The following is a 15,505-nucleotide window of genomic DNA, read 5'->3' as shown; positions in this document are numbered from 1 at the left end:
CCGGGCCACACTCGTATCCGCCCTGTCAGCAACGGGCGGCGGTGGTTGGGGGGGGATCCCGCATGACGACGATCGGTGCGTACCAGCAGCGCTGCGAACAGCTCTTCACGGCCCGGGGCACACGGGCCGCACAAGCCGTCACCCCCTCCCAGCGCCTCAAGCATCTGGCACCACGGCTCGCCGAGGCCGACCGGCTCGCCGGCGCCGAGCGCCCTGCTCCGGGCGTTGCCGGTACTGATCGTGGACCGCCGTTTCGCCGTCGTACGCAGGCAGGCACAGGCCCGGCACATCGCCACACTGAAGGCGATACTGACCAAGCGGCTCTGAAGCGCACCAGCTACGGACGCTCGGCGGACGCCGTACGTACGGTGCATGTCCGTTCTTCTCCCAGGTAAGGACAGTCCGTCTTTGCAGCTGACGTACTGCGTGGCCGGTGCGAGGACCAGAATGGTGGCAGGGCGGTACGCCGCGCCAGCGAACATCGAAGTACAGAGGGGAGGCGGCAGCCGCGGCGGGCACTCGGGACGGCATGGACGACAACGACAAGCAGCAGATCGACGACCAGCAGCGCGGGACTGTAGAGCGGCTGGTGCAGGCATGGCTGGCCGAGACCGAACATCACGACCGCGACGCGGCCAGCGAGGCCCGCGCCGGCTGGGAACAAGGCTCCCTGCCTGAACCGGCCGCACAGGACCTGGCCACGTGGGTCACCGCACGCGTCACGGACACGGCGTTCAACGAGGACGAGGGCCCGAGCGTCGACAGCGATGTCCGGATCACACCGGCGGACAAGGACACCGTGCACCGCTGGCTGCGGTCACAGGGACACTCAGTGTGACCGACCGCGGCGACGGCGACCCCACAGATGACACAGAGTCGGTGACCCGGCTCTCGCATCCGACCGGAGCCCGACCGGCGGGCCGCCCGGCGGGATCCGACCGGCAGGGGCTTTGTTTTCCGTGCGGCTTGGTGGCCACCCCGCTCCCCGCATACCGGCAGTGCACGTCGGCCGCCGGCAGGAGCCGGGCGCGGTCGGTTCTGGAAAACGTCCGACAGCGATGGACGCCCTGCCTCGGACCACGCGCCCATCCGCCTCCCACCTGCGCACGCCCGGCGTTCGGCGCCCGCTGCCGGGACTGCCCGCGACTGATGGTCGAGCCCCCGCCCTACACGCGCTCGGCTGACGATCAGGACGTACAGGAAGGACCACCCCGGTAGGACTCGATGAACGCCTCCTCGATCCCGGTGACCAGCGATGAGGTGGCCCGCAGCTCCCACTAGGTACTCGCGGCGCGAGTGAATGTTGCACTCGAAGTGCGCGCGGAAGTGTTCGGCGAACAGGTCGTGCAGGTCGACGTCCATGGTGGACTCGTTGTTCCACCCCGCGGCGATGCTGCCCTTGTCGAAGGGTGTGTCGAGGAGTCACTGCGCATGATCGCTGACTCCTCACTCCGAGCCGTAGTACAGCCGGAGGAACTCCTCCATCGCCGCGTCGACGCCGGCGCGGTCACCGGTGGCGAGCAAGTCCAACAGCAGGCCGCGGACAGTGGCCAGTCCCAGCCTGGCTCGGTTCCGGGCCAGAGCGGGGTCCACCCCCGCCCCGACCTCGGCGGCCACCAGCGGCTCCAGCCAGTCCGTCACCAGTCCTTCGAGAAAGGGAGCGGCCTCGGGACGGCCGCGCAGCGCGTGCGCGCACATTTCGAAGAAGAGCCGCTCCTGACCCGCCAGTTGAGGGTCCGTGAGCTGCCGCCACAACAGTCGCGCGACTCCAGCGGGCGAGAGACCGGGCTCAAGGCGGAGCCGGGACAGCACCTCGCGCTGGCGTCGCTCCGACGTCCGGACGATCTCAACAAGCAGCTGTTCCTTGGAGCCGAAGTAGTGGATCAGCATGCGGTGGCTGACGCCGATCGCGGCGCCCAGCCTGCGCAGGCTCAGGTCGGCGATGCCGTGTGCCGCAACGTGGTCGACAGCCGCTTCCACCAATTGTGCGCGCCGAGCCCTGTGCGCACTTTCCTCGGCCCCGCCCTCGGGATACGAGTCGTCCATGGTCACCACGTCACGACTGTACCAATCGGTACATGGCGCATGTACCGTGTGGTACATGAAGTCTGTCACCGTGTCGATCGACGTACCTCAGCCTCCCGAGCAGGTCTACGGCTTCCTCGACGTCATGGCGAACCACGAGCGGTTCACCGACCATTACCTGACCAACTGGCGCTACACCGGCCCCTCCAGAGGCATCGGCTCCTGCGCCACGGTCACCGCCACGCTGGGCGGCACGAAGACCGACGTCACCATCGATGTCATCGAGGCCGAGGCCTCTCGGCGCATCGTCGAACGCAACGTCAGCGCGGCCGGCCGGCGGCAGTGGGCCGCGGCACCTACACCATCGAACCGCTGCCCACCGGCGGGGCCCGCGTCTCGTTCACATACGCGTGGGTACGCGCCCCGCTCGCCGACCGGCTGCTGGCGCCCGTCGTACGGGCCACAATGCGGCAGGCCAACCGCACGGTCATGCGGCGGCTGGCCACCGAATTGGCTTGCCACGCGTCCACCGCCGAAAACTGACAGCTGCGGGCATCGCCTCCTCTCACCGCCGCAGGCCCGACACCCACCGGGGCCCGTGCTCGGGCACGGACTCCTCCAACCGGCGGAGCGCAGAACCAATTCGGGACCGACCTGACCGGGCCGGGCCTACCGGCGGCGGCGCCCAGCGCCTGAGCCCATGTTCGCCGAACGTGTCCTGCCCACGGTGCTGACGCTGTGCAGTCGACCACCGACCCAGCCGTCGCTGCGCTATGCCTGGCGTGGGCAGTGGCCGGAACCAGAGGGCTCGTGCTTCATCGAGCTTGTCTTTGGAGGTTGGCCCGACCCGGCGCCCCACGGCGATCTCGCTTGTCAGACCCGCCGTCTATGGTCTGCCCATGACATCGATGGATCTTGTCGCATTCGATCTGGCGTGGGATCGCTTGGAATCCTGGCTCGTTGCGCATTCGCCCGCGGATCATGCTGCCCTTCGGCCGCCCGCAGCCGCTGGTGAGATTGCCGAGTTGGAGGACCACCTTGGCTTTGCCCTTCATCCGGAACTCAGAAGACTTCTGGCTCGGCGGAATGGTGTCTCCGAGCCAGAGCAGAGCAGTGGGTCCGGTGCCGGAGTCTTTCCGGCCGGAGGCATCCTGCCTCTGGGCCATCGACTCATCTCCACCGCAGAGGTCGCAGAGATGCATGCGATTCTCGTGGATGTGGGCGAAGACAACGCTGATGCTGAGCTATGGGATGAAGAGGATCTCGCTGGTCACCTTCACCAGTGTGTGCCCTTCGCCGTGCCGAACGACGGTGGTTTCGCGTTCGTCGACCATCGCCCTGGACCTACGTACGGAAACGTATTTGAGATGGGCATCGGCTCCGGTGACCTCGAGGGCACACTGTGGGGCTCAAATCTGACCGCGTTCGTCGGGGCCCTTGCGGATGCGTTGGAGGCCGGTGGCCCGTTTAAGTACTACTGGCCCACCACCTTCGAGCACCCCTCTGGCCGGACCTGCGTTGATTGGGAGGTGCGTGCGTAGGCCAGCGAGCCGGTGCGACATGGAGGGACGCCACCTCAACGAGTCGCCCGGCCTTGCAGCGTGAAGCCTCATGCAAGCTGCTCTACACCGGCTGAGGCCGGGCCTGTTGTGGTCGACGACCACAACAGGGAGGGGTGGACGGGCAAGCTGCGTCTGAGCCGCGCGGCCACCCGGCGTCACGGTAGGCCCGCACCGTGACGCCCCTTGTGCACACCGCGGACGGGCTACGTCATCAACTCGATGTGCGGATGCTCGGGCTCTGCCGGGCAGACGAACAGGTGCTGCCGGTATCCGCTGCCTATCTGGACCCCGGTCGCGTTGTAGCCGCGGTGGCCAGGGTACGGTCCAGCGCCTGGATGGGGGTGCGGAGACCAGCTGTTCCCGGCGTCGTCCCCATCCTCGAACGTGGCGATGGTCATCAGAACCTCCATGCCGGTGCCGCACTCTGAGCAGTGCTGCGGGCTGGGGTCGGTGGAGTTCCAAGCGGGCCAGCCGCCGACCTTCCAGCCGGGTGCGTTGGACAGCACGCAGTCGTAGTACGTCTCCGGGTCCATGTCTTCCTCATCTGCCTCCGGCACACTCCATTGCTTGAGTCGCTCCCGCAGTTCTTCGCTCAGCTCCAGATGGTCGGGATACTCGGTGATCTGCTCCGGTTCGAGGACGCACGGATCCGGCAGATAGCCGTCGAACTGCACTGCGGGCGGCTCGGGAGGCGTGTCGAGGATGTCGGTGACGGCGGCTGCCGAACGCCAGAACAGCAGGGTCCTGGGCATGATCGGATGATCGAAGGGACACCACAGAACCTGCAGCAGGTCCTTGCCCTCCGGCGGGCTCAGATCGGGCACGTCCCGCACATACAGCTGCGCAACGGGCAGCATCGCCATGGGGCCGTCGTACGACTGGACCGCCCGCCTCACCGGATACGTCCGAGGGGGCCGGATCCCCTCAAGAGTCTCCCGTTCCTCCGCCGTCAGGTCCCGGCCGTGCGAGGCGGCGAAGATCTGTCGTTCCAGCCGCAGGTCCGCCGGGGACAGGGCTGGGTTGATGCCATCCATGACATGCGGCTGCTCACAGTGCGGCCAGGGCTCCTCAGCGGGCCACAGCAGCGGCCCGCCGATCGAGCTGTCGTGCCACGTCGGCGCCCCGGGGCGGGGGTGCAGGCGGGTCGCGGTGCGGGCCAGCGGAGCCAGTTGGGGAAAGATCGCGGCAACATCGATCGGCCGTGGTGGAGTGACAGGAGTGACTCTCATGGCCGCGATCTTGCCAGTCACCTCTGACAATGGCCCTCACGGCCGCCGCACACAGAGTTCCGGCACGGGCGTCACCCGGCAGAGCGCTACCGCCTGGTCTCTTCCCGGCAGATGCCCCGCGAGCAGGGCCGTCCGCCGCAGGGATGTCCGTCCATGCGTGTGGTCGGTCGCCACATCGCAGCGGCCATACGGATCAGGCCGATCGCCACTCCGGCGTCCGCGCTGTCGCCCGCTCTCCACCATGCGTACAGAGGGCTCGTGCCTCGCCGACACGACGGCAGTCGGCCAGCCCCTCGGCTCCCGCCTGAGTCTTCACCGTTGCACCTGACGCCGCGGGGGAATCGCCTTCGGCGGCGCCACCAAGGTGCCCGCGCTGCACCTCGCTCACCACACAAGTCACTCTCAACCCACAAGTCTTCACGACGAGGATCAGTGGCTGAGAGTCGCCCCGGCTGAACCGCGGTGAGGCTTCCGGCCAGGCGTCGGGACACCCCCACCTTTCTGGGATGGGATGCGCCGGCCGGGCGCGGCACTGTGTACCTCGCCGACGGCGGCGCGAGTCGTCTCCGGCGCGTCCGTGACGACAACGAGGGGGAACGCATGTCCATTCGAAGAAGGAGCATCGGGATACTGGCCGCGGTCACAGCCGCCGCCGGTCTGACGGTGGCGGGGGCTCCGGCCGGTGTCGCGGCGCCGTCCGCCGCGGGCCACTCAGCCACGGCCTCCGTGTGGCGGAACATCGCCCTGACCGGCACCTACACGATCCGCGACGACGAGGGAATCTTCTCGGCCGGTACCTACTGCAACGGCAACGTCGCCTCCGAGGGCTGGGTGAACGAGGTCCGCTCGCCGTCGCTGTGGTGGGAGACCACATGCGGAGGCGAGATCCGTGTGGAGAAGCACGTGTCCGCGGAGACCGACGCCGGCGGCGGAGTCATGATCTATGTGACTCTGCGGTTCTACGAAGGCACGAACGACACCAACACCGATCTCGACGCCGAGTACCACTTCAACCGTTACGTCCCGGCGGGGCAGACGTCGGCGGTCGGTGAGATCACGCTCCGCAACGGCGAGAACGGCGGAAAGGACTGGGCGAAGCTCAACCTCGTCCTGCACAACAACCGCTGACCGCCGGTCGGACATCGGTCCCGCTCCCCGGGCTCGACCCGGGGAGCGGGCACGGCAAGCGGAGGCACAGCCACCTGCGCAAGCCGTGCACGGGAATCACTGCACGCGCTTAGCCTCGGACCATGAGGCGCTACGGGGCAACGAGGCGAGTCGGTGAGATCGGGGACGCTGCGGCGCGGGCTGCGCAGGCCGCCCGGAGTGTCGAGGAGTTCTTCGAGGCGGTGAAGCGGGTCGTGCGGCCCGCGCTGCGGTTCGATGTGTGTGCCTGTGTGACCGTGGACCCGCAGACGTTGATGAACACCGGCGGTGACTACCGAGACGGCCTGCCGTCCGCCATGCTGCCGCGCATGCTCGACATCGAGTATCGCGAAGGCGATGCCAACGATCTGTCGGATCTGGCGGACAGACCGACGCCCGTGGGCCTGCTCAGCCGGGAGACCGGCGGGAAGCTCGATCTCAGCCCTCGGTACCGCGACATCATGCGTCCTCTGGGGTTCCGCGACGAGTTACGTGTGCTGTTGCGGGACCGACAGGGAGCGTGGGGCGCACTGATCATGGGCCGCGCGGACGACGCGCCCCCGTTCGGTTCGCCGGACCTGGCCATGGCGGCGTCGTTGGTCCGGCCGCTGGGCAATGCCCTGCGGCGGCTGCACCTGACGCGGCTCGCCGAGGAGGGCATCACGGCGCCGGCGCCCGGACTGGTGCTGCTGAACGGTGCTCACCAGGTGGTTCACGCGACACCCACGGTGGCCATGTGGTTCGACGACCTGGCGCAGGCCGCGGGTGTGTCACCCGGCGAGCGAGGGCTGCCTCCCGCCGTGTACGCGGTGGCGGCAGCGGTGCAGTCCCCCAGGCCGGCGACGTCCCACAGTTCATGGATGCACAGCCCCAGGCACGGCCGCATACGGTTGCACGCCTGGCGCTTGGACGCACCCTCGGCAACGTCGGCCCGCACCGCCGTCGTCGTCGAACGGGCCGGCCCCGCCGAGCACATGTCCCTGATCGTCGCCGCTTACGGGCTGACCCCGCGTGAGAGGGACATCACGGTCCGGGTGCTGCGGGGGAAGTCCACAGCAGAGATCAGCCGTGACACAGGTTTGTCACCGCATACGGTTCAGGATCACCTGAAGGCGGTGTTCGACAAGACCGGGGTCCGCAGCCGCCGAGATCTGGTCGCCACGCTGTTCGCCCGTCACTACCTGCCGGACTTGACGGCGGCCGCATCGACGCCACCGAGCACCGGGTTCAAGGCCCCGAGGTCCTCGAACCCGGTGCCGTGAACCCGCCCCACCGCTTCCATGGACTTCCCACCCGGCCATCGCCGGTCCCGCCATGAACGCGGGGCGCTGCTGTCGCACACCTGATGATGACGCGATGCGGAGAGCCCCGAACCCGCCCTCGCCGCCTCGGATCTGCACGTGGTGATGAACTGTGCGATGTGCACCTTCACCTGTACGCGGTGCTGAGCTGCACTGTCCGTGGGGAGTCGAACCCCCGCGTTGCTCTTCACGCGCCAGGAGTGGGCCGGGAAACCGCCGGCCCTCGGTCTGTGCACGCCTCCGAAGCAGCTACCTGCTCCACATCGCCGCGATGCGCCGAACCACTCAGTCCAGCAGATCGACTTCCCAGTTCGTACGCTGGATCCGCACATCGATCTCCCGGAGTTCCCGGGCGAGTACATCCGCTTGGGCGCGCAGTTCCGCGACCGGAAGCGCGGAGAGCATCAGGAGTTCCGAGCGAAGCTTCCTTCCGTAGCCGCGTTCGCCTTTGCTTGCTGCCGCGTCCGCCGCCGCCGTGACGATCGAGTGGCGCAACCGCAGAACGTCCCGGCGTGCGAGGGCATCGGTCAGCGTGCCGTCCGCGCCCATCTCCACGGTGGCGTTGGTCCGGTTGATCCGCCGGATCAAATCCTCCTACGTGGTGAGGCGGTCGTTGACCTCGGTATGGGGCGGGGTACGTACAGTTGGATTGTTCCGGACGGTCTGTGGGAGATTGCCAAGCCGCCAATCCCTCCGTCGAAGGTGCGGACGCAGGGCGGCGGAACGCAGAACACGCCTGATGAAACGCTGTTCGCCGCCAGCGTCTACGTGCTGGTCAGCGGCTGTGCCTGGCGTCAACTGCCGCCTTGCTTCGGTATATCGAAGTCGACCGCTCACCGTCGGTTCCTGATCTCGTCGAGAGCCGGCGTCTGGGGCCGCCTCCATGAAGCCGTGCTGCACCGGCTCGACGACGCCGACCTCGTCGACGTCACCCGCGTGGTCCTGGACACCGCCCACGTCCGGGCTGACAAGGGGGCGAACTCATAGGTCCGAGCCCCGTGGACCGGGGCAAGCCGGGTACCAGGATGCACGTCCTGTCGGACGCGAACGGACTGCCCCTCCTCGTCGGCGTCTCCGCCGGCAACACCCGCGACAGCGAAGGGCTCAAGCCCATGATCGAGGGTCACCAAACGAGACACGACCCCCACCGCGGCCGCTACTTCAAGCCCCAGCGCCTCCACGCGGACAAGGCCTACGACTGCGGCGACCTGCGGAAATGGTTACGCGGCAAACACATCGGCGTGCGGATCGCTCGCAAAGGGATCGAGTCAAGCGAACGATTGGGCCGCCGCCGCTGGGCGATCGAGCGGACGATGTCCTGGCTGTCCGGCTACCGCAGGCTCAGCCCCCGCTACGAGCGGGATCCCCGCAACTACCTGGCCTTTCTCGGACTGGCAGCCGCCCTGTGCTGCTACAAACGATTCGTCCGCCTCACCACGTAGGACACGGTCTCAGGCTCCGTGAGGAGGGACGGGGCGAAGTTCTGGGCGTCGGTCAGGTAAGACCGGCTGGCGCCCCCGCCCCTCATGGCGACCAGCGTGTCTGAGGGTTCGCGGATGAAACCGGTCGCCGCGCCGGAGACGTTCTGGCCGGTGACGCCGACCGAGTCCCGACGGCGTCCTGGATGATGTTGCAGGGGCCGGGTGCACAGGTGCGACCGGCTCCGCCGCTTGCTCACCGCCCCCGGTCAGGCCGAAGACCCGCGCGTCGCAGCGCCAGCGTCGACAGGTCGGCAATGACGTCAGGGTCCCCGCGCCGCCAGGCGTCGGCCAAGCCGCCCGGCGGCGTGGCAAGCGCGACCAGCGGCCGCTGCGGCCCGGTGAGCGCACGCAGCGCGAGGAGGTCGGCGCCACCGGGGGCATCGAGGAGGCGACGAGTGGTATCGCTCCGCCGGATCCACCGCAGCCGTGGAACGAGCCACAACACCAGGATCACGGCGGTCGGAAGGACGATCAGGACGATCGTCGTGAGCGTGGCGACATGGGCCACGGTGTCCTGCAACGACTGTCCGGCATCGGAGAGACTCGTGCCGGCCTCGGCCGCGGACTTGAGTGGCTTCTTCAATGAGTCACCGACGAACGGGACCTTCGAGGCCGCGTTGCCCGCATCGTCGAGACTGGAGGCAAGATTGTCGCCCGCGCTCTCGGCTTTCCACCCGGGCTCGGCTAACGTCAGGATCGCGTCACGGACGACCAGGGCGAACTTCACTGTGCTCGCGATCAGGAGCAGAGCGATCAGATCCGCGATCAGCTGACGACCCCGACGCGCTGGGCTTTGGGCGTAGAGACGCATGGACGTGCTCCTGTTCCGACGGCGACATCGAGAAGGGCCGATTCCGAACCGGTGGCACGCACGCGTGCCTGCCGGGGTGACGGCGAGGATCGGCGGGTGGCTTGACGGTACATGGGACGCGCGGACGATATCGGGGTACGCACGCTCAAAACCGGTCACGCCCTCCACCGACCGGCCGACACGGGCATCGACTGCGTGGTCTTGTAGCACCGGGACCGCACCTACGTCGAGCAGCGCCAGCGCGTCGGCATCCTCGAACAGGGCACCGTCGACGCACTGCGGGCGTGCGGTGCTGCCGAGCGCCTGGACCTGGGGAGCGGTTCGGCATCAGTCGTCGCCAACTACGGTCATCACGGGCCCGCGACGGGCCCGGCAACGCAGACCGGGCCATGGAGGTGGGGTCATCCGGCGCGCTGGGTTGTCTCTCCGGCCTGAGCGGGTACGGCGGGCAGGGAGACGGTGCAGGAGGCGCAGCGTCGGGCCTGGGCGGGTACGGGGCTGAGGCATTCGGGGCAGTCCCGTTTGGGGGCCTGGACGTCGTGGTGCGGGGCGAGGCGTTCGTGGAGCTTGTTGATGGGGAGCACGACCAGGAAGTAGAGGGCGCCGGCGAGGAGGAGGAAGCTGATCGCCGCGTTGATGAAGGCGCCGTAGGGGAACTTGGTGGCGCCCAGGGTGAAGGTTTTGTGGCTCATGTCGCCGGTGGCGCCGGTGGCCAAGCCGACGAGTGGGGTCAGGAAGGCGCTGACGAAGCCGTTTACCACGGCGGTGAACGCTGCCCCGATGACGATGCCGACGGCCAGGTCGACCACGTTGCCGCGCAGGATGAAGCTGCGGAAGCCCTTCACCTTCTCACCCCTCGGAGGCTCTTGACGTCGACGGGCGGCACCGAAAGCACGGTCAGCCCCTCCCCTTCGCCTCGGATGCCCTGCCACCCGTCCTCCATGCCAGTCGGCCGTGCGGCGCGGTGATGTACGTCAAGCACCCATCGCGGCCTGAGGGGGCCTTTCCCACCGTGCGCTGTGACCGGTGAGCGCTGGGGTCAGCCGTTGGCGAGTATCGGGCGGGCCGGGGCAGCGAGTGTCTGGTGAGCGTGGGGACAGGGCGTGGCAGAAGTGGTTGCGGGAATGCGCATCCGGCGCAGGAGATCACGGGTGGTGCGCTTGCGCAGCGTGCTGCGCCAGGTCAGTCCCGGGTGGCGGGACCGTAGGTGTGACAGCGCACGGGTGCCCAGACCGGTGCTGTGGAAGCGCTCGTCGATGGTGACGGTGGTGATGACGCCCTGGGCGCAGTCAGTGCAGATCTGGTAGCGGACCTGGCCGACGACCTGGCGGATGTGCACAAGGAGCAGGCATTCGTCGCCCGGTCCGGGGTCGTCCGGGATGTGCGTGGACAGGAAATCGATTGCCCGGTAGGCGAGGACGCGGCGGCGCAGGCGGCCGGTGCGCCGACCTCGGCGTGAGTGCTTGGCGCCGTTGTGACCGGGCGTCGATGTCTCGGCGGTGGAGGCCTGGTCGATGAGAGTGCTGCTGGTGGGACGCGCATGGTGTCCGTGCATGACGTCTCGGGTGCCCGAACAGCCGACGGATACCCGTGCAGAGCCAGAAGTGCCGCTACCCAGCACTCGAAGAGTCCGCAGACAGCCCGCAACCTGACGAAGCACTACTGGTGACGTGAGTCAAAGATTCTCGGGTGATTCTCGCGTGCCCCCTGCCGTGCCGGCGGCCGGACTCCAGCAGGCCCGGCCGGACCTGGCGGCCGCCCAGCACCCGGCTCATGGCCGCCGATGTGACGAGAATGTCTGACTCAGGTCACTAGTGCTGTGACCGGAATGGTTCAGCCTCCGGACCCTGACCGGTTGCGCCATCCCGCTTCCCCCTGCTGGTTGGAAGCGACATCGCTTCCAACCAGGCAACGAGCAACCCGGTGAACCTATGCGGTCACAGCACTAGCTGCGCGGCGACGGCAAGGTCTTGGAAGCAGTTCGCCTGTCGAGGCAGAACTCCCACGTGGTGCCGGCTGTTGACCACCGGCCGCGGCACGGCACAATACGCGATCTGCCCACCAGCGGCGGCCCCCAGCCGGGCCCCGTGCCGTGGTTGTCTCGTCTACACCGACTTCAAGAACAACCGCACCGGCTGCCGCCTGCCGATCCCGGACTCCACCGCCCAGATCATCGTCGAGCAGAAGAAGGCCATCCGCGCCCGCTCACCCCGACACCGAGCTGACCGAGCTCATCCTCTTCCCCGGCCCCGACAGAACTCCGGCGGCACCCAGCCCTACCGAATCAGCGACATCGGCAACGTCCACCGCCGCTGGGTCAACGCGGTGCCGCCTCTGCTGCTGGCAGACGGCACCGAATTCCCCAAGCTCGACGTCGCGCCCCCTACTCCTACCGGCACTCCCATGCCCAGCGGTACGCGGACGCCGGCACCCGGCCGGATGTGCTCCGCGAGCTCATGGTGCACAGATCATTGGAAACTACACAAACCCACTATCGGGTGACTGAGAAGCGGACCCGGGCCGCGGTCGACAAGCTCGTCCCGCACCAGTTCGACCGGCACGGCAACCGGACCTGGACCCAAGCTCGCCAGTTCCTGGAGCACGATCACGCCCGCCTGCGGATCGGCCAGGTCTCCGTCCCCTACGGCATGTGCGTCGAGCCAACCAACGTCAAGGCCGGCGGCCACGGCTGCCCGTTCCGGTTCCGCTGCGTCGGCTGCGATCACTTCCGCACCGACCCGTCGTACTCGCCGGAGCTGGGGGCCTACCTCGACACGCTACTGAGAGACCGCGAGACTCTCGCCGCCGCCACGGGGTTGGACGACTGGGCCTGCACCGAATCGACCCGGTCCGAAGAAGAGATCAAGCGCATCCGCACCCTGATCCGCCGCGTCGAAACCGACCTCGAAGGACTCACCGGCGACGAACGCGAGCAGATCAAGGAGGCCACCCGGACCCTGCGCAAGACCCGCACGGTCTCCCTCGGCATGCCCGGCATCCGGGCACCTGAGCCGAACCTGCGACTGGAGCGCGACGCATGACGACATCACCGGACCACCTGGCCACGGCACGGGCCGCGGACTCCGAACGCCGCAGGTCCCGCGTCCTGAGAGCATTGGACAAGCTCGCCACCAACCGAGGAGATCAGCGTCTCCGCGGTCGCCCGCGCGGCCGGCGTTCACCGCAGCCTGATCCACCGTCACAACGACCTGCACGCGGCCGTTCTTGCCCGCGCGGTTGAGCACCCGCCCGGCGCAACGGCGGGCACGCAGGTCAGCCGCCAGTCGCCGCTGGCCGACGTCGCGAACCCCACGGCCCGTAACGGCCGCCTGTCCGCACACATCGCCCGGCTCGAACGACGCCTGTCCGAGGCCCTGGGGCAAGCAGCCCGGGAAGCCTCCGGCCTCGGCGCCCCGGCAGACGTCGAAACGCTCACCCGCCGGATCACCGAGCTGGAACAACAGATCCTCGACCTCCGCGCAGAACTTCACGATCGGGACGAGGACCTCGCTGCGGCACGGGCGGCCAACCGCGAGCTGATGGCCCAGGTCAACCGCTGATCGCGGAAGCGACGGACTCAAATCCCCATCGGTGCTGGCGAGATCCCACGCAACCCTTGTAGGGAACGGGTTGGCCGGTGCGTGCGTCGAGCAAGACGCGGTCGCCCACGGAACGTTCCAGCTTCACCGTCACCTGCTGCATCCTCGCCTGCTTGGTGCAGGTGCTGCCGTCCTCGTGCCCCTTGACAGTGGCCGACAGTACGACGCTGCCGCGTGTCTCCAGCACGTCCACCTCGGCTCCGTCGTCGCAGACGCCATGGAGGGCAACCACAGTCACCGCGCGCCCGCCGTCGGTGATCCTGATGAGCCGGTTGAGCGGATAGCCGGGAATATCGCGGGCCGCCTTGATCGGCGACGGAGGACGTTTCGACGGGACGGCCGCGGCCTGCTTGAGAGGAGTGGCATAGCCGTCCAGGGTGAAGAGCCAGGCCGGGACCGTCGCTGGTCCACGGCTGGTGGCGATCGTCATCTCGCCCAGCTCCGCTCCGGTCACCGTGAGGTGCGGTTCTCCGCCGACGTGGGTGCTGACCAAGGTCCTGTACGACTCGTCCACACTCACCAGCGGCCGGGTGATCTCGCCGTCGCCCGCCCTAGTCACCTTGCCATCCTTCGGTCCGGTGCCGGGCAATTCGCCTCTCAGATCGAAGTTCCGGTTCTCGTAGGCCTGCTTGTCAGCCTGGCTGCGCGGGCCGCCCTGCGGCAGCTGGACCGCTTCCCCCATGGGGTAGTAGCCGGTCCGCCACGCGGCAGCCGCGGCCGAGCCGTCCCAGGCCTTGGCGACCTGCCGGGCACGGTCTGTGAGTACATCCGTGTCACCGCTGACAGTCGCCTTCTGGCTGCCGCAACCGGAGACGGCCGCCAGGCCGACAGCGGACAAGGTAACCCCAACAAGCAGACGGACCGAGCGCGTCGCCCTGATGTGTTCGGCAACATCGGCTGTTGGGACCTGAATGGCAGGTCCGCAGGGCCCCGAACCTGGCTGCCGCCGGCTTCCGCGAGCTGGACCTTCAATGGCATCTCCTGGCCAGGGAAATGGCCATACTGTTCGCCCTTACCCTGACCCGCCCCGCATGACCACCATGCGCAGCTACGGCTTCCCCTGGACCGACCGTGACGGCACCCGCCGCGCCTCCGCCGTCGGCTGACACGATCAGCGCCGACCGGCGCGGGAAGGGTGCGCGGCGCGGCTCCTACGGCGTGGCGGACGGCAGCGGTGACACTTCCCCGACCAGGGCGCGGGCGGCGGCGAGTTCCTCGCGGGCGGCTTGCTCGGCGGTCTCCAGGTAGGTGTAGGCGTCATCGCCCACCGGGACGCGCAACGGGGTGGGCATGTCGGCGGCGACGATGGCGAGGATGCGGGCGGCGAAGTCCTGGGGCCGTCCGGTGGCGGGGTCGCCCGCCATGCCGCGTACCGCGTTCAGGGTTTCGGCGGTGACCGCGGCGTACTCGGGCAGTCGGCGGCCCGACTCGGCGAGCGACGTCCCGTAACGGGTGGCGAAACCACCGGGCTCCACCACGGTGACGCGCACGCCCTGGCCGCCCACCTCCGCGGCCAGCGCCTGGCTCATACCTTCCAGGGCGTACTTCCCGGTGACGTACGCGCCCAGTCCGGGGAACGCCATCCGGCCCGCCAGGGAGGAGACATTGACGATGTGCCCGCCTCCCTGGGCGCGCATGAGCGGCAGGACCAGGCGGACCAGCCGCCAGGGGCCCACGACCAGGGTCTCCAGCTGGTCGCGCAGCTCGGCGTCGGAGACTTCCTCGACCGCGCCGAACAGGCCGGCGCCCGCGTTGTTCACGAGGACGTCGACCCCGCCCAGACGGTCGGCGGCGGTGCGGACGGCCTTCTCGCACTGGGCGGCGTCGCGCAGTTCCAGTGGCAGGGGGACGATCCGTCCGGGCCAGGCGGCGGCCAGGTCGTCCAGGGCGGCGGTGTCTCGTGCGGTGACCGCCACTTCGTGCCCCTCCCGCGCCGCCGCCTCGGCCAGCGCCCGGCCCAGTCCTGAGGAGCACCCCGTCACCAGCCAACGTCGCCCCATCGCTGCCTCCCGCACGCTCTCGACGGCCCTTGCCTCCGCGGCGCCGGTCCCGGCCCGGCCCGCTCCCATGGTTGGCGCAGGAGCGCCGCCGGTCATCTCCTCATGCGGGGGCGCTCCGGTGCACGCAGGGGGCGTTCGACGGCGGGCAGGGGTCTGCGCCCTGGGGCCGACCGGGCTCAGGCCGTGGACGGATGTCCCGGGCGGGACCCCGGAACCGCAGGACGGTGGTCACCTGACTGACGTCTTCGCCCTCGCGGCGAGCCGGGGAGTCGGGTCACAAGTGGGCTTGCGACAGGCTTCTTCTCAAGGACCCGGCGACTTGCTGGTGGCTGCGGTTGCGTGGATTGGTTC

General features: G+C 68.8%; 14 protein-coding genes and 3 pseudogenes. 8 read left to right on the top strand and 9 right to left on the bottom strand.

Annotation, left to right across the window (positions count from 1 at the left end):
- Positions 1–529: 529 nt before the first annotated feature.
- On the top strand, positions 530–838 hold the full coding sequence (locus ACZ4M5_RS33975; protein WP_467742827.1) for a hypothetical protein: 309 nt from the start codon (positions 530–532) through the stop codon (positions 836–838).
- Positions 839–1,179: 341 nt separating this feature from the next.
- On the opposite strand, the pseudogene ACZ4M5_RS33970 reads toward ACZ4M5_RS33975, so the two are convergent.
- Positions 1,180–1,422, bottom strand: a pseudogene (locus tag ACZ4M5_RS33970) (SAM-dependent methyltransferase); the annotation flags it as partial.
- A 24-nt stretch (positions 1,423–1,446) separates the two neighbouring features.
- Positions 1,447–2,046: a TetR/AcrR family transcriptional regulator gene (locus ACZ4M5_RS33965; protein ID WP_467742875.1), complete on the bottom strand. Its 600-nt coding sequence runs from the start codon at positions 2,044–2,046 to the stop codon at positions 1,447–1,449.
- Positions 2,047–2,101: 55 nt separating this feature from the next.
- On the opposite strand from ACZ4M5_RS33965, the gene ACZ4M5_RS33960 reads away from it, so the two are divergent.
- A complete protein-coding gene (locus ACZ4M5_RS33960) occupies positions 2,102–2,683 on the top strand; it encodes an SRPBCC family protein (protein ID WP_467742825.1) in 582 nt (193 codons plus the stop codon).
- Between the two features lie 241 nt (positions 2,684–2,924).
- A complete protein-coding gene (locus ACZ4M5_RS33955; protein WP_467742823.1) occupies positions 2,925–3,566 on the top strand; it encodes an SMI1/KNR4 family protein in 642 nt (213 codons plus the stop codon).
- Between the two features lie 224 nt (positions 3,567–3,790).
- Here the strand turns inward: ACZ4M5_RS33955 and ACZ4M5_RS33950 are convergent, their stop codons facing one another.
- Positions 3,791–4,837, bottom strand: coding sequence for a hypothetical protein (locus tag ACZ4M5_RS33950; RefSeq protein ID WP_467742821.1), 1,047 nt, complete (start codon positions 4,835–4,837; stop codon positions 3,791–3,793).
- A 579-nt stretch (positions 4,838–5,416) separates the two neighbouring features.
- Between ACZ4M5_RS33950 and ACZ4M5_RS33945 the strand changes: the two genes are divergently transcribed.
- Both ACZ4M5_RS33945 and ACZ4M5_RS33940 read left to right on the top strand, forming a co-directional pair.
- Positions 5,417–5,944, top strand: a complete 528-nt coding sequence (locus ACZ4M5_RS33945; RefSeq protein WP_467742819.1) for a hypothetical protein — start codon at positions 5,417–5,419, stop codon at positions 5,942–5,944.
- Positions 5,945–6,066: 122 nt separating this feature from the next.
- Positions 6,067–7,224 carry a helix-turn-helix transcriptional regulator gene (locus ACZ4M5_RS33940; protein WP_467742817.1) on the top strand — a complete coding sequence of 386 codons (1,158 nt, stop codon included), beginning with the start codon at positions 6,067–6,069 and terminating at the stop codon, positions 7,222–7,224.
- A gap of 324 nt (positions 7,225–7,548) precedes the next feature.
- On the opposite strand, the pseudogene ACZ4M5_RS33935 reads toward ACZ4M5_RS33940, so the two are convergent.
- Positions 7,549–7,857 (bottom strand): annotated as a pseudogene (locus ACZ4M5_RS33935) (DIP1984 family protein); the annotation flags it as partial.
- Positions 7,858–7,887: 30 nt separating this feature from the next.
- Here ACZ4M5_RS33935 and ACZ4M5_RS33930 point away from each other — a divergent pair.
- Positions 7,888–8,705 (top strand): IS5 family transposase gene (locus ACZ4M5_RS33930; RefSeq protein WP_467742815.1). Its coding sequence is split into 2 segments (ribosomal slippage): positions 7,888–8,230 and positions 8,230–8,705, totalling 819 coding nucleotides; the frame shifts between segments, so codons are not numbered across the junction.
- A gap of 232 nt (positions 8,706–8,937) precedes the next feature.
- Here the strand turns inward: ACZ4M5_RS33930 and ACZ4M5_RS33925 are convergent.
- Entirely contained in the window at positions 8,938–9,555 is a 618-nt protein-coding gene (locus ACZ4M5_RS33925) for a hypothetical protein (protein WP_467742813.1), read from the bottom strand.
- A gap of 111 nt (positions 9,556–9,666) precedes the next feature.
- Between ACZ4M5_RS33925 and ACZ4M5_RS33920 the strand changes: the two are divergent.
- Positions 9,667–9,864 (top strand): annotated as a pseudogene (locus ACZ4M5_RS33920) (hypothetical protein); the annotation flags it as partial.
- A gap of 92 nt (positions 9,865–9,956) precedes the next feature.
- Here ACZ4M5_RS33920 and mscL read toward each other — a convergent pair.
- Both mscL and ACZ4M5_RS33910 read right to left on the bottom strand, forming a co-directional pair.
- A complete protein-coding gene (gene mscL, locus ACZ4M5_RS33915; RefSeq protein ID WP_467742811.1) occupies positions 9,957–10,400 on the bottom strand; it encodes a large conductance mechanosensitive channel protein MscL in 444 nt (147 codons plus the stop codon).
- Between the two features lie 194 nt (positions 10,401–10,594).
- Positions 10,595–11,110, bottom strand: a complete 516-nt coding sequence (locus ACZ4M5_RS33910) for a hypothetical protein (protein ID WP_467742809.1) — start codon at positions 11,108–11,110, stop codon at positions 10,595–10,597.
- Between the two features lie 943 nt (positions 11,111–12,053).
- Between ACZ4M5_RS33910 and ACZ4M5_RS33905 the strand changes: the two genes are divergently transcribed.
- Positions 12,054–12,596 carry a hypothetical protein gene (locus ACZ4M5_RS33905; RefSeq protein ID WP_467742807.1) on the top strand — a complete coding sequence of 181 codons (543 nt, stop codon included), beginning with the start codon at positions 12,054–12,056 and terminating at the stop codon, positions 12,594–12,596.
- 508 nt (positions 12,597–13,104) lie between these two features.
- Here the strand turns inward: ACZ4M5_RS33905 and ACZ4M5_RS33900 are convergent.
- Entirely contained in the window at positions 13,105–13,992 is an 888-nt protein-coding gene (locus ACZ4M5_RS33900; RefSeq protein WP_467742805.1) for a hypothetical protein, read from the bottom strand.
- 313 nt (positions 13,993–14,305) lie between these two features.
- Positions 14,306–15,154, bottom strand: coding sequence for an SDR family NAD(P)-dependent oxidoreductase (locus ACZ4M5_RS33895; RefSeq protein WP_467742803.1), 849 nt, complete (start codon positions 15,152–15,154; stop codon positions 14,306–14,308).
- Positions 15,155–15,505 lie beyond the last annotated feature (351 nt).

The organism is Streptomyces sp. NPDC026246, assembly GCF_055567995.1.
The sequence above is the reverse complement of the archived record's forward strand: the minus strand, read 5'-3'. Positions and strand labels throughout refer to the sequence as shown.